The sequence below is a fragment of the Cryobacterium sp. M91 genome (assembly GCF_002929615.1).
Lineage (GTDB): Bacteria > Actinomycetota > Actinomycetes > Actinomycetales > Microbacteriaceae > Cryobacterium > Cryobacterium levicorallinum.
Genome location: NZ_PJJT01000088.1, coordinates 192,806 through 206,088, shown reverse-complemented (window position 1 = coordinate 206,088; position 13,283 = coordinate 192,806). Strand labels below are relative to the sequence as shown.

General features: G+C 65.1%; 15 protein-coding genes. All 15 read left to right on the top strand.

Annotated features, from left to right (window positions below; genetic code table 11):
- Positions 1–44 precede the first annotated feature (44 nt).
- The 15 genes from CXY80_RS14290 to csrA all read left to right on the top strand — a co-directional run bounded on the left by CXY80_RS14290 (position 45) and on the right by csrA (position 13,275).
- Positions 45–1,238 (top strand): flagellar hook protein FlgE, encoded by a 1,194-nt coding sequence (locus tag CXY80_RS14290; RefSeq protein ID WP_104132877.1) that lies wholly within the window; start codon positions 45–47, stop codon positions 1,236–1,238.
- A gap of 304 nt (positions 1,239–1,542) precedes the next feature.
- The gene (locus tag CXY80_RS14285; protein ID WP_104132876.1) at positions 1,543–2,469 is read left to right on the top strand and encodes a hypothetical protein; all 927 of its coding nucleotides are present in this window, start codon (positions 1,543–1,545) and stop codon (positions 2,467–2,469) included.
- A 160-nt stretch (positions 2,470–2,629) separates the two neighbouring features.
- Positions 2,630–2,863 (top strand): flagellar FlbD family protein, encoded by a 234-nt coding sequence (locus CXY80_RS14280; RefSeq protein ID WP_092450621.1) that lies wholly within the window; start codon positions 2,630–2,632, stop codon positions 2,861–2,863.
- Complete coding sequence (locus CXY80_RS14275) at positions 2,863–3,732, top strand: motility protein A (RefSeq protein ID WP_104132875.1); 870 nt, start codon at positions 2,863–2,865, stop codon at positions 3,730–3,732. The genes CXY80_RS14280 and CXY80_RS14275 overlap by 1 nt, the downstream gene beginning before the upstream one ends.
- Positions 3,729–4,619 carry a flagellar motor protein MotB gene (locus tag CXY80_RS14270; protein ID WP_104132874.1) on the top strand — a complete coding sequence of 297 codons (891 nt, stop codon included), beginning with the start codon at positions 3,729–3,731 and terminating at the stop codon, positions 4,617–4,619. Before CXY80_RS14275 ends, CXY80_RS14270 begins: the two co-directional genes overlap by 4 nt.
- Before the next feature lie 64 nt (positions 4,620–4,683).
- The gene (locus CXY80_RS14265) at positions 4,684–5,595 is read left to right on the top strand and encodes a flagellar motor switch protein FliM (protein WP_233195390.1); all 912 of its coding nucleotides are present in this window, start codon (positions 4,684–4,686) and stop codon (positions 5,593–5,595) included.
- Positions 5,592–6,296 (top strand): flagellar motor switch protein FliN, encoded by a 705-nt coding sequence (fliN, locus tag CXY80_RS14260; protein WP_104132872.1) that lies wholly within the window; start codon positions 5,592–5,594, stop codon positions 6,294–6,296. Before CXY80_RS14265 ends, fliN begins: the two co-directional genes overlap by 4 nt.
- A gap of 3 nt (positions 6,297–6,299) precedes the next feature.
- Entirely contained in the window at positions 6,300–6,821 is a 522-nt protein-coding gene (locus CXY80_RS14255) for a flagellar biosynthetic protein FliO (protein ID WP_104132871.1), read from the top strand.
- A gap of 50 nt (positions 6,822–6,871) precedes the next feature.
- Positions 6,872–7,678, top strand: coding sequence for a flagellar type III secretion system pore protein FliP (fliP, locus tag CXY80_RS14250; protein ID WP_092450746.1), 807 nt, complete (start codon positions 6,872–6,874; stop codon positions 7,676–7,678).
- Entirely contained in the window at positions 7,675–7,950 is a 276-nt protein-coding gene (gene fliQ, locus CXY80_RS14245; RefSeq protein ID WP_092450609.1) for a flagellar biosynthesis protein FliQ, read from the top strand. The genes fliP and fliQ overlap by 4 nt, the downstream gene beginning before the upstream one ends.
- Entirely contained in the window at positions 7,951–8,709 is a 759-nt protein-coding gene (locus tag CXY80_RS14240) for a flagellar biosynthetic protein FliR (RefSeq protein WP_092450607.1), read from the top strand.
- Positions 8,710–9,930, top strand: a complete 1,221-nt coding sequence (locus CXY80_RS14235) for a flagellar biosynthesis protein FlhB (protein WP_199182274.1) — start codon at positions 8,710–8,712, stop codon at positions 9,928–9,930.
- A 1-nt stretch (position 9,931) separates the two neighbouring features.
- On the top strand, positions 9,932–11,983 hold the full coding sequence (locus CXY80_RS14230; protein ID WP_092450603.1) for a flagellar biosynthesis protein FlhA: 2,052 nt from the start codon (positions 9,932–9,934) through the stop codon (positions 11,981–11,983).
- On the top strand, positions 11,958–12,905 hold the full coding sequence (locus tag CXY80_RS14225) for a hypothetical protein (protein WP_134495598.1): 948 nt from the start codon (positions 11,958–11,960) through the stop codon (positions 12,903–12,905). The genes CXY80_RS14230 and CXY80_RS14225 overlap by 26 nt, the downstream gene beginning before the upstream one ends.
- A gap of 16 nt (positions 12,906–12,921) precedes the next feature.
- The gene (gene csrA, locus CXY80_RS20800; protein ID WP_092450599.1) at positions 12,922–13,275 is read left to right on the top strand and encodes a carbon storage regulator CsrA; all 354 of its coding nucleotides are present in this window, start codon (positions 12,922–12,924) and stop codon (positions 13,273–13,275) included.
- Positions 13,276–13,283: the final 8 nt, after the last annotated feature.

Here is a 13,283-nt window from a genome sequence, read left to right as displayed (position 1 = left end):
CCCACTTTTTTATCCTCGTTCGCTTTCTTGAAAGGCACATTCTCATGCTTCGTTCTCTCTACTCCGGCATCTCTGGTCTTCGTTCGCACCAGGCCATGCTCGACGTCACCGGCAACAACATCGCCAACGTCAACACCACCGGTTTCAAGGCCTCGGCCGCTCAGTTTCAGGACACGCTCTCGCAGCTGACTTCCGGCGCCGGCGCTCCGCAGGGCGAGGTCGGTGGCACCAACCCGGCCCAGATCGGGCTCGGCGTGCAGGTTGCGGGCATCTCCACGAACTTCTCCCAGGGTTCCTCGCAGGCCACCGGCAAGTCCACCGACCTGCTGATCTCCGGCGACGGACTGTTCATCACCAAGATGGGCGGCGAAACCCTCTACACCCGCGCCGGCTCGTTCGACTTCGACTCCGCCGGCCGCTTGGTCACGCCCGACGGTTCCATCGTGCAGGGCTGGGGCGCGAACAACGGCGTTGTCGCCGACGGCGGCCCGACGAGCAATATCACGCTGCCGGTCGGTGCGATCATCGGTGCGACCCCCACGACCACTGCGGCATTCGGCGGTAACCTGCCCTCCGATGCTGAAGACGGCACGGTCCTGACGCGCGACTTCACGGTCTACGACGAGCTTGGTGCTACTAGCACCGTGACGCTTACGTTCACGCGTTCACTTGGGGCCGCATCTGATCCGACGGACGGCTGGAAAGTTTCTGATGGAGCCGACTACTCGGCAACCCTAACGTCGTCCACCACCGAAGCTGGCACGTTTGACGTCACGGGGGGCACCATGAAGATCGGCGACGTCGCCATCGACTTGAGCAACATCGCGGGCTACGCCGGCATCACCAGCGTTGCCGGTGCTGCGGACGACGGCAACGCCGCCGGAACGCTCAACTCCTACACGCTGAGTGCCGACGGAACACTGGTCGGGCTGTTCAGCAACGGTGAGCAGCTCGCCATCGGTCGTATCGCCCTCGCCAACTTCGTCAACCCGGGCGGACTGGAGAAGGCCGGCGGCTCGGCCTACCGCGCCACGTTCAACTCGGGAGACCCGACCATCGGTACCGCCGGCACCGTTGGACTCGGCTCGCTCTCGAGCGGCGCCCTCGAAATGTCGAACGTCGACCTGTCGCAGGAGTTCACGAACCTCATCGTCGCGCAGCGTGGCTTCCAGGCCAATGCCCGCATCATCACCACCTCCGACGAGGTCCTGCAGGAGCTCACCAACCTGAAGCGCTAACCCCGCCTCCGGCGGCCCAAAAAGGGGGGGGGGCACCCTCCCAATTCCGACGGGTGCCCCCCTTTTTTTCCCTGCCCTCAGTCTCAGTGGACAACTTCGTGGGGTCCTGGCCCGCTCGCACCCCACAATCTTGTCCACTCAACTGTGGGCCCTGGGACCTGGGGCTGCCCAGGCTGTCGCCGCCGCGTCCTCAGCGGACAACTGCGGGCGGTCCCGGACCGCCCGCACCCCACAAAGTTGTCCACTCAGCCCAAGCCTGTGCATAACCTCAACGGGCGAGCACGGGATGCGTCATCCTCTTGTCGTGACCGAACGCCGCAACCTCCCGCCACACCTGCAAACCCACTCCTTTACCGTGGCTCGCGGCACGGAAAACGGGCTCTCCACCGGGCGCATGCGCGCCAGCGACCTGGCCCGCCCATTCTGGGGCGTGCGCACACCGGCATCCGTTTCGCTGAGCGTGCGCACCCGGTGCTCCGCCCTCGCCACACGTATGCCGGTGGGCAGCTTCTTCAGTCACGACACGGCAGCCCTGCTGCTGGGTGCACCGCTCCCGCTCCATCGCTCCGGCGTTTCCACCACCCTGCACGTGGGTGTTCCGCTGCCCGGCCGCGCCCTGCGACTGAACGGCGTCACCGGACACTCCTTGGCAGTGCACGACACCGACCTGATCGACTGGTTCGGCCTCAGCATCACGAGCCCGGCACGCACTTGGTGCGATCTCGCTGACACCCTGAACCTGCGCCAGCTGGTCGCGGTGGGCGACTTTCTGATCCACTGGGAATCGCCCCTGGCCACCTTCGACGAACTCGCCCGCGCCGTCGACGGCCATCGGCGCGGAAAGCTGCTCCTGCACAAGGCTCTCCTGCTGCTGAGCGACCGCGCCGAATCCTCGCCGGAGTCTGAGCTGCGGGTCGTCGTGGTGACGAACGGTCTGCCGCGCCCACTGGTCAACGAGAACGTCTTCTCCGCCTCCGGACGGTTCCTGGCGCGCGCGGACCTGTACTTCAAGGACTACGGCGAGCTCCTCGAGTATGAGGGCGACCAGCATCGAACCGACCAGCTGCAGTGGCGCCGAGATCTCACCCGCACCGCCGACCTGGAGTCCGAGGGGTTTCACGTGACGCGAGTCAATGCCGAGGACCTGCGACACGAGGCTGCGCTCGTGGCGCGGATCGCCCGCAACCTGCACCGTCGCGGGTGGCTCGGGTCTCCCCGAGCCGTTCAGTAGACGACTTCGGTGGGTGATCGGGGGCGCGCACCCACCGAAGATGTCCGCTGAACGGATGCTGCGGGACACGGCACCTAAGCAATCTAACGCCAGCAGCGCAATGACCGACAGTAGCCGTTGACACCTCGTCTGGGGGGTGTCAGAAACCAGGGAAGAGCTCATGATCGTACTCACGCGGCTGAATGAGAGCCACTTTGCGATCAATCCCGACCTGATCGAACGTATCCACGCCAACCCGGACACGACGCTCGTCATGGTCGATGGCGCCAACTTCATCGTGACCGAGTCCATGGACGAAGTCATCGAAAAGATCGCGAGCTATCGGGCTCACGTCATCGCCCTCGCCTATGACCCGACGGCCAGTGACCTGCCGCGGGGACCACGGGCCATCTAGTGGATCCCGCAACAATCATCGGCATTGTGGTCGCCTTCGGCGCCCTGTACGCCATGCTCACCATCGAGGGCGCCTATGTGTCGTCCCTTCTGCTTCCGGCGCCGATGATCCTCGTGTTCGGAGCGACCATTGCCGTGGGGATCGCCGGCGGAACTGTGCGCGACACCATCACAGCGTTCAAGGCGCTCCCCGGAGCGTTTCGCGGCAAGACCACACCGCCAGTGCAGGTCATCGACCAGGTCGTCGGCATCGCCGAGACCGCGCGCAAATCCGGCCTGTTGGCGCTCGAGCAGGAAGCCGACAACGTTTCCGACCCGTTCCTGCGTGGCGCCCTGCAGAACATCGCCGACGGTACAGACGGCGACGAACTGCGCATGCTGCTCGAGGACGAAATCGCCACCAAGGCCAGATCGGGTCGGAGCGCCTCGAAGTTCTTCACGAGCCTCGGCGGCTACGCCCCGACCGTCGGCATCATCGGCACCGTCGTATCGTTGACCCACGTGCTGGAGAACCTGGACACACCGGAGACGCTCGGTCCGATGATCGCCGCAGCGTTCGTCGCCACCCTGTGGGGACTGCTCTCGGCCAACTTTCTCTGGCTTCCTATCGGTGCGCGGTTGCGCCGCCTGTCCGACATCGAAATCGACCGACTCACGCTCCTGATGGAGGGTGTCCTCGCCGTGCAGGCCGGCAGTCAGCCGCGTCTGCTCGGCGAACGCCTGCGTGCCATGGTTCCGCTCGAAGACCTGCCCAAGGGTGAGGCGAAAGCGAAAGCGGCCGGCGTCGCGGGTGAGGCGCCCACCGGCAAGGTCAAAACGAAGTCCAAGGGCAAGAAGGCCACGGCTGAAGACACCGCCGAAGCAGCATGAGTGCACGCGGACGTAAGCGCAAGGGGCGTCAAGACGACGAGCCGGAGCACTTCGACGAACGCTGGATGGCCTCGTATATGGACATGGTCACCGTGCTGATGTGTATGTTCATCGTGCTGTTCTCCATGTCAACGGTCGACCAGAGCAAGTACGAAAAACTGGCTAATTCCCTGGCCACGGGTTTCGGTACCGTCGAGGTCGGCAGCATCGACACCGCTGAAGGCGTCGTCGTCCCCGCCGAAATGGTCGACGACGTGGCCGAGGGGTTCATCGACGAGACCCTCACCGATACCGAACAGGCCGTGGCTGAAGTGGTCAAACTGAACGCGATTGAAGAGAGCATCAATGCCAACCTGTCGGCCGCCGGTATGGCCGAGCGGGTGGAATTCTTCATCGACGAGCGTGGGCTGACCATGGGGTTGGTCGGAACTGACTCCTTCTTCGCCCCGGACAGCACCGCGCTCAGCGCCGTTGCCGTAGCCGTGCTGGATGCTGCCGCACCGGCCATCGTCCACTCCGCGCTGCAGATATCCGTCGAAGGCCATGCTGACAAGCACGGACAATCGGCGACCTTCGCCACCGACTGGGAGCTCTCCTCCGGGCGGGCAACCCAGGTGCTGCGGCGCCTGGTGGAGCAGGGTGGCGTCAATCCCACCCTCATCGGCGCCGTCGGCTACGGGTCGGCCCGGCCGGTGTCCGAGGGAAGCAGCCTGTCGGAGATGGCCCAGAACCGGCGCGTCGATATTGTGCTGCTTTCCACCCTGCCCGATAGCGTGCGAGACCTAATTCCCGCGGCCGTCGATGGCACGTTGTCGCAGGAGACCAGCGAAACCTCGACGGATGCCGGCGAAACGGAAGACAACGCTCCCGCCACATCAGGGCATTAGGCATCCGTTAAGCGATTTTTGCTCAACTTCTAACATTTTGGCCCGCACGGCCGATAGTGCAAACGTGACGGTCCAGGAACAGATTCAAACAGGTGCGCCCATTAAGGCGGTGAAGTCGGTGGAGTTGTATGACTTCCGCCGGCCGACGACATTGGCGCGCGATCATGCCCGCGTCCTTGAACTCGCCTTCGAGACATTTGCCCGCCAGTGGGGCACTCAGATCACCGCGCGGGTTCGTGCGCTCTGCACGATCACCTGTGATCAGGTGCTGATGCAGACCTACGACGAATATGCCGGATCGCTGCCGCCCAAGACGGCCATGGTGCTCTGCACGATCTCCGCTCTGGAGGCCAAGTCGGTCATACAGCTGCCGACGGTGACCGGACTGACCTGGGTGAACCACATGCTCGGCGGCAACGGTTCTCAGGTGATTCCGGCCGGGCGCAACTTCACCCCGATCGAACTCGCACTCATGCGCCAGATGATGACCGAGGCGCTCGAAGATCTGCGCTACTCGTTCGGCCCGCTGCTGGTCAATGACTTCACCGTCGATGGCATCCAGTACAACTCGCAGTTCGCTCAGGCTGCGGCCCCGGCTGACCTGATGATCGTCGCGACCTTTTCGATTCGCATCGAACGCAACACGACGACCGCGACACTGGCCATCCCCGCCGCGGCACTCATGCCGCAGCTTGGAGAGGCCAACCCCATGCGCATCACCACGAACTCGGCCGAATACCTGCAGGCACAGCTCGCTGCCGTTCCGGTCGATGTTGCACTGCGGCTGACCCCGGCCCGAGTGTTGCCCAGCAGAATTCTCTCCCTCATGGTCGGCGACGTGCTCCCCATCCCGCACCCCAAGCATCGCCCGCTTGATCTCGCCGTCGGAGACCAGGCCCTGGCCCGGGCTGCCGTCGGAGCCAACGGCTCCCGCCTCGCCTGCATCGTCATCGACACCGAAGAAAGCACCCCATGATCTCCAACCAGTCAGTCTCCGAAGCCGCCGTCGACGCACTCCTGCGCGTTCTTCCCACGGCCGTGCCCCTGCACGCCACCGCGCACAGTGGCAGCGCAGCACTGACCGCCCGGTTCGGCTCCAGCGTGGTTGCTTCCTTCGTCGGGTCCAGCTCCGCCGATTTGGCCGTCGTGCTCATGGATGCGTCCTCGCTCGACGCCGCGTCCGGCGCAGCCCCGTCACTCGTCTCCAGCCAGGACGTGCTGCGGCCCGCTCTGGAAAATGCGGCGAGCGTGCTCGGCATCGGTGTGCTCGGCGATTCCCGCGTCGAAGACGCCTCTACCCTCTTTCTCGCCGACGACACCCAGGTGTTCGAGCTCAGCGCCGGCGGCGTCGTGACCGGCTGGTTCGCGATTCGTCTGCGCTCCAACGGCACCATCAGCGGGGGATCGGCCACGATCAATAAGGCCGTTCTCGGCAACCTCGGTCGCATTAACAACGTCGAAATGACCCTGACCGTGGAGATCGGCCGCACTCGCATGGCCGTTCGCGACGTGCTCTCGCTCGAACCCGGCGCCGTCATCGAACTCGACCGTTCCGCCGGCGCCCCCGCCGACATTATGCTCAATGGCCGTCTCATCGCCCACGGCGAAATCGTCGTTGTCGACCAGGACTACGCCGTACGCATCACCCAGATTCTCGACGTCGTCGAAGGCCTCTAGTACATGGATACCCTCATCGTCGCCCTGCGGGTCGTCCTCTCGCTCGGCGTGGTGTTCGGGTTGCTCTGGTACCTGCAGCGCCGCCTGGTCCAGGGTGGTCGGGCCAAGCTCTCAGCAAACTTCGTCACCGTGGTCGGCCGCGCCAACGTCGGCCAGAAGGCATCCGTTGTCGTCGTCGACGTTGACGGCCAGCGACTCATTCTCGGCGTCACCGAGCACGCCGTCAGCGTGCTGCACGGCAGCCCGGCCTCCATCGACGATGCCGGTGAAGCGGATGCCGTCGCCACACTCACCGACACCACCACCGTCCCAGCCCAGTCATCAGCCCAAGCCTCCGCCGCCATTTTCGCCCGATCCCTCGACTCGGCCGCGTCGGACGACACCCTCGCGCCGACCCTCGCATTCCGCCCGCGCCGCAAGGGCACGCCGGCACCGAAAACCACACCGCCCTCCCGCCTGGCCGGCTCGATCCTGTCCCCGGCCACCTGGACCCAGACCGCCGCCGCCCTTCGGAACGGCCGGTGAGCACCGTACTCCCGCGGTCGACCAACCCTGGCAACGTCGCGCGCGTCGGCATCCTGATTCTCTTCGTGATCGTGCTCACGGCCGTCTTCCTCTGGCTGGGCGCTCACGCCTCCCACGCCGTGACGGTCGACCCGACCGATCCGACCGAGCCCACCGACCCGACCAACCCCAACGACAGCGGCGGTGGCGGCCTGAGCGTCGACATCAACGGTCCCAACGGCGCGCCGTCCTCGGCCATCGTCACGCTGCTCGGAATCACGTTGCTCTCGGTGGCCCCGGCGTTGCTGCTCATGATGACGAGTTTCACCAAGATATTCGTCGTGCTCGCGATGACCCGCAACGCGCTGGCCCTGCCGTCGATTCCGCCGAACCAGGTGCTCGCCGGACTGGCCCTGTTCCTGTCGCTGTTCATCATGTCGCCGGTGCTCACCGACATTAACAGTGTCGCTCTTCAGCCCTACCTCGACGGCACCATGACCTTCACCGACGCCCTCAACCTCGGCTCCGAGCCGCTGCGTCAATTCATGATGGCCAACACCCGCGGTGAAGACCTCGCGCTGATGACCCGGGCAGCCGACCAGCCGAATCCGGACAGCCCCGACGATGTGACGCTGTTGACGCTCATCCCGGCGTTCATGATCTCCGAGCTGCGCGCCGCCTTCATTATCGGCTTCGTCATCTTCATCCCGTTCCTGGTCATCGACATCGTGGTCTCGGCCGCTCTCATGTCCATGGGCATGATGATGCTCCCGCCGGTCATGATCTCGCTGCCCTTCAAAATTTTGCTGTTCATTCTCGTCGACGGTTGGGGACTCATCATCACCTCGCTCATCGGCAGTTACCAGATGGTCATATGAATACCAACGCGGTTCTCGACATCGGCCTGCAGGCCCTCATTCTCGCCGCCAAGCTCTCGGCGCCGATGCTCATCACGGCCCTCGTCGTCGGCTTTGCCATCTCGCTGCTGCAGTCGATCACCCAGATTCAGGAAGTCACGCTATCCTTCGTGCCCAAGGCCATTGCGGTCGCCTTCGCGCTGCTGATCTGCGGGCACTGGATGATTTCCGAGTCCGTGGCCTTCACCAATCAGATGTTCGAGAAGATCCCCTCCCTCCTCGGCGGTGGCTGAGTGGAATTCGTTCTCAACTACGCCTGGATCGAAGCGGTCATGCTGTCCGGTGTGCGCATGGTGGCGTTCATCGTCATCGCGCCGCCGTTCTCCTACAACGCCATTCCGCTCCGTATTAAAGGCATGCTCGCGGTCGCGTTCGCCCTGGCCATGTCGCCGCGCGTCGCCGATGGCTACGTGTCGCAAAATACGGCGGGCTTCATGGGCGCCCTCGTGCTCGAAATCGTGGTCGGCGCGCTGCTCGGCTTTCTGGTCTACCTCGTCTTCGCTGCCGTGCAGTCCGCCGGAGGCCTGATCGACATGTTCAGTGGATTCCAGATGGCCCAGGGCTTCGACCCACAGTCCATGGTCAACGGCGCCCAGTTCACCCGGCTGTTCCAGATGACCGCCCTCGCCCTCATGTTCGCCTCCGGCGCCTACCAGCTCATTATCGGCGGCCTCGCCCGCAGCTTCACCGCCATTCCGCTCGGCGGCGGCATCGACTTCGCTGACCCCGCGCAGGCGCTCATTGCCGCCGTCACCCAAATGTTCCTCGCGTCCGTGCAGATCGCCGGCCCGCTGCTCGTCGTGCTTTTTCTAGCGGATGCAGGCCTCGGCTTGCTCACTCGCGTCGCCCCGGCCCTCAACGCCTTCGCCCTCGGTTTTCCCCTCAAGATTCTCATCACCCTCACCCTCGCGGCGACCGTATTCGTCGCCCTCCCGCAGATCGTGTCCTCCCTCACCGGCGAGGCGCTCGATGCACTCATGGGGGTGCAATAAATGGCTGAGGATTCCGGCGAAAAGACCGAACTAGCCACCCCGAAGCGCATGAAGGAGGTGCGTGAGAAGGGTCAGCTCTCCAAATCCCAGGACATCACGGCCTGGCTCGGCGTCGGCGCGGCAGCCCTCATGCTGCCCACCACGATCGAGCGGGGCGCGGCCGCGGGCACCGACCAGATGTTCATGATCGGTACCCTCACCGCCAGCCCGGACACCGATGTTGCGGTGGAGGCGCTCGGTAACGGGCTGGTCTCGATGGCCGAGGTGCTGACCCCGTTCCTCGTGGTGGTCCTGGTGGTAGTGCTCGGCGGAGCGGCGCTGCAGGGCGGCATCCACTTTAAGAAGTTCACGGGAAAATACGAGCAGTTCAACGTCATCACCGGCATGAAGCGGGTTTTCGGCGGCCAGGCACTATGGGAAGGCGTTAAGGTTCTGGCCAAGACCGCCGTCGTTGGCTTCGTGCTGTACATGGTCATTCAGGGTCTCATGCCGGTGCTGATGACTGCGGGCGGACTCCCTGTGTCGGAGCTTATGATCGCGGCGACGGGCGGCGCGGCAGCACTCCTGCAGGCCGCCGTCGTGGCCGGTCTCGTGCTCGCCGCCGCCGACGTCTTCGTGGTCATGCGGCGCAACCGCAAGAAAACCCGCATGTCCAAGAAAGAGGTCAAGGATGAGAACAAAGCCGCCGAGGGTGACCCGCTGATCAAATCCCAGCGCCGGTCTCGTCAGATCATGATGAGCCGCAACCGCATGATTTCTGCGGTAGCGGATGCCGATGTCGTGTTGGTCAATCCGACTCACGTCGCCGTCGCGCTCAAGTACGAACCGGGCCGGTCAGCGCCGCGGGTCATCGCCAAGGGACTCGGCCACGTGGCCGCCCGCATTCGTGAGCAGGCCGACACCGACCGGGTGCCGATCGTGCAGGACATCCCCCTGGCCCGAGCCCTGCACGCGGCCTGCGAGATCGGCGAGGAGATTCCCGCCGATATGTACAACGCCGTGGCCCGGGTCCTCGCCTTCGTGATGGCCCTGAAAGCCCGCGGCAGTACCGGGGCCGGCGTGCACACCATGTCCTCGCCGTTCGGCGGCGCCCGCCCGATGCCCTCAAGCCAAACCCAGACCACCCAAACCCAGACCACCCAGACCACCCAGAACCAGACCACCCAGAACCAGACCACCCAGAACCAGACCACCCAGAACCAGACAGCCGGAGGCCGTTGACGTGAATAAGAACCTCGCAAAGCTCGCCGTTCCGGTCGGCGTGGTCGGCATCATTTTGCTGCTGGTCGTCCCCATTCCGGCGATCATGCTCGACATACTCATCATCGTCAATATCATGCTGGGCCTGGTCACCCTGCTTACGACCATGTTCGTCAAGAAGCCCCTGGAATTCTCCGTCTTCCCATCGCTGTTGCTGGTGGCGACCCTGTTTCGACTCGGTCTCAACGTCGCATCCACTCGTCTGGTGCTCGGCGACGGCTACGCCGGGCAGGTTATCGAGGCCTTCGGTCACGTCGCCGTCGGCGGCTCGATCATCATCGGCTCGGTCATCTTTCTCATCCTCGTGGTCATCCAGTTCGTCGTGGTTACCAAGGGTGCCGAGCGCGTGGCCGAGGTGGGCGCCCGATTCACCCTCGATGCCATGCCCGGCAAGCAGATGGCGATCGACGCCGACCTCAGTGCCGGCCTGATCACCGACGCCGAGGCCAAGGCCCGCCGCGCCGAGGTCTCCGCCGAAGCCGATTTCTACGGCGCCATGGACGGTGCGTCGAAGTTCGTCAAGGGTGACGCCATCGCCGGCCTCATCATCATCATCATCAACCTGGTCGGTGGCATCGCCATCGGCATGTTGCAGCGCGGCATGGAAATCGGCGACGCGTTGAACACCTACGCGTTGCTCACCATCGGTGACGGCCTGGTCACCCAGATTCCCGCACTCCTGATGGCCGTCTCCACCGGTATGATCGTGACCCGGTCCAATGCGGAGACCGACATCGGGTCGACGGCATCCGCTCAGCTGACGCAGTCGCGCGTGGCCCTGGTCATCGCCGGCGGCGCTGCCATTCTGATGGCGATCATTCCTGGCATGCCGGTGCTGCCGTTCCTGATCGTCGGTGGAACCCTCATCGTGGTGGCGCAACGGCTGAAGGTTCGTGAGGCGAGTAACGTCGCCACCGCCGCCGCGAGTGAAGCGGCGGAGAAGAGCGTGGCCAAGACCGACACGACCGAGGACCTGATCGAGCAGATGCGGGTGCACGCGTTGGAGATCATGCTCGCCCCCGACCTCGTCGATATTGTCTCGGGCGCCTCGGACGACCTGCTCGCCCGGGTGCGCGGACTGCGGCGCAAAATCGCCATGGATCTCGGTGTCGTCGTGCCGCCGGTGCGCACCAGGGACAGCGTCGACCTGCCGTCGTCGACCTATGTCATTCGCATCGCCGGCGTCGAATACGGCCGCGGAATCGCCCCGGCCGGCAAGGTACTCGCGCTCGGTGACTTTCTCGACACCCTGCCCGGCACAGAAACCGTGGAGCCTGTCTTTGGACTGGCCGGCAAATGGGTGCCGAGCGAGATGCGGCACAGCGCCGAGATGACCGGCGCCACCGTGATCGACCGGGTGTCCGTCGTGGTGACCCATCTGTCCTCGATCATCACGATCAACGCGGCCCGGCTACTCACCCGCGAAGATGTGCGGGTACTCACCGACGGCGTCAAGCAGGTCAACCCCTCATCGGTCGACGATCTGATTCCCGGCCTGCTGTCCCTCGCCGAGGTGCAGCGGGTACTCCAGGGACTGCTGATCGAGCAGATCCCGATCAACGACCTGCCCCGCATCTACGAGGCCCTGTCCCTGCGCGCAAAAACTTCGAATGACCCGGAAGGTTTGATCGAGGCGGCGCGCATGGCTCTCGGACCGGCGCTGACCGCGCAGTACCTCGATGGCTCCGTACTGCGTGTGATCATGATCGAGCCGGCCCTGGAGCAGAGCATGCTCGAGGGGATGCGTCCCTCCGATCAGGGAACCCAGATTCTGATGGACCCGGCCCGAATCGAAGCGGTGCTCTCCTCGGTGCGAGCGTCGGTCGCCACGGTCGAAGCGAGTGGACTGTCGGCCGTGCTGGTCTGTGCTCCGGCACTGCGCCCGGCCATCCGCCGGCTGGTCTCGACCCAGACCGGCGGACTTCCGGTGCTGTCCTACCAGGAAGTCACCTCCGCGAACGTCACCATTGAGACGGTAGGTGTGGTTCGTGGAACCGACTCGATTTCTGCTTAAGGGACCGACCCTGCGCGAGGTGCAGGAGCGGGTCCTGCTCGTGCACGGTCGGCACGCGGTCATTATCGCTGCCGAACGGGTCACCGTCGGCGGCATCCGCGGCTTCTTCGCACGCCAACACTATGAAGTCACCGTCGAGGTGCCCGCGCCGGAGTCGCAACGACGCGCGGCCCATTCCGGGCTCGACCTGAACAAACGCCTCGGAATCGCCGCGCTGCTGGACGACGCCGACGATGCCGAATACGAAATTGCCCGCACCGCTCCGCAGCTGTCAACGGCTTCGGACGGCTTCGCGGCCCTCATGGACGAGCTGACGTTTGCGACGACGCTACCTTCAGGGCTGCCGGCCGGCGCCGGGTACGAGGGCGGCGGGGCCCCGTCAACGTCCGGCCCCAGCCGGGTCAGCACCCTCGCGGTTCCCGCGCCGCTCACCCGGCCGGGAGACCTCGTACTGATTCTTGGTCTTGGCGAGGACCCGGTCACCATTGCGCGACTGATGCAGCGGCTCGCCGGGGGTGGTGACGTGTTCACCAGCGGTACCGTCGTCGGTGCCGATCGAGTGGATGACCGGCGCAGCGCCCGCGCGGCCCGTGCCCGCGGGGTCGAAACGGGCTGCAGCGCCTTTATCGCCTTCGGCATCGACCCGGCCTCCGACGCGGAGGCCCGTGCGGCCGACCTCGAGGCGATCGGCGCCGACCAGATCTGGGTTGTCGTGGATGCCGGGCGCAAGAGCGAGGACAGCACGCGCTGGGTGAACATGGTCAACGCGGTCGTTCCGATCGACGCGGTCGCGGCCATCGGCCGACACTTCACGACCTCACCGACCTCCGTTGAATCGTTCGGGCTTCCGGTGGAATGGATGGACGGCCGCGTAGCCGCGCCGCCGAGTGGGCGACGGGCGGCACGTCCGGGGCAGGCCTAAAGGATAGGCTGGAACAATGCTGGTCCTGACACGCAAACCCGGGGAGAAAATCCTCATCGGTGACGACATCGTCGTCACCGTGCTCGACGCGCGCGGAGACAGCGTGCGCATCGGAATCGACGCCCCGCGCGGGGTGAAGATTCAGCGTGACGAGGTGCTGCGTGCGGTCATCGAGGCCAACATGGCGGCGAGCCACGTCGACGAGAACGCCGAAGACCGCATTAAACGGTCGCTCGGCATGCTCGCTGCGCTGCAATCGGCGCAGTCACATCAGTCCCAGGCCGAGGCGCGGCCCAAGCCGCCGCAATCCCCGGCCGTGCCAGCAGCGGCCGCAGTACCCGTGGCAGCCCAGCCGCCCGCGCAGCCATAGCCGTCGCC

What these genes read in the sequence shown, in the direction of transcription:
- CXY80_RS14290 (WP_104132877.1), top strand. Translation starts at nt 45, where the DNA reads ATGCTTCGTTCTCTCTACTCCGGCATCTCTGGTCTTCGTTCGCACCAG.
- CXY80_RS14280 (WP_092450621.1), top strand. Translation starts at nt 2,630, where the DNA reads ATGATCGTACTCACGCGGCTGAATGAGAGCCACTTTGCGATCAATCCC.
- CXY80_RS14270 (WP_104132874.1), top strand. Translation starts at nt 3,729, where the DNA reads ATGAGTGCACGCGGACGTAAGCGCAAGGGGCGTCAAGACGACGAGCCG.
- fliN (WP_104132872.1), top strand. Translation starts at nt 5,592, where the DNA reads ATGATCTCCAACCAGTCAGTCTCCGAAGCCGCCGTCGACGCACTCCTG.
- CXY80_RS14255 (WP_104132871.1), top strand. Translation starts at nt 6,300, where the DNA reads ATGGATACCCTCATCGTCGCCCTGCGGGTCGTCCTCTCGCTCGGCGTG.
- fliQ (WP_092450609.1), top strand. Translation starts at nt 7,675, where the DNA reads ATGAATACCAACGCGGTTCTCGACATCGGCCTGCAGGCCCTCATTCTC.
- CXY80_RS14235 (WP_199182274.1), top strand. Translation starts at nt 8,710, where the DNA reads ATGGCTGAGGATTCCGGCGAAAAGACCGAACTAGCCACCCCGAAGCGC.
- csrA (WP_092450599.1), top strand. Translation starts at nt 12,922, where the DNA reads ATGCTGGTCCTGACACGCAAACCCGGGGAGAAAATCCTCATCGGTGAC.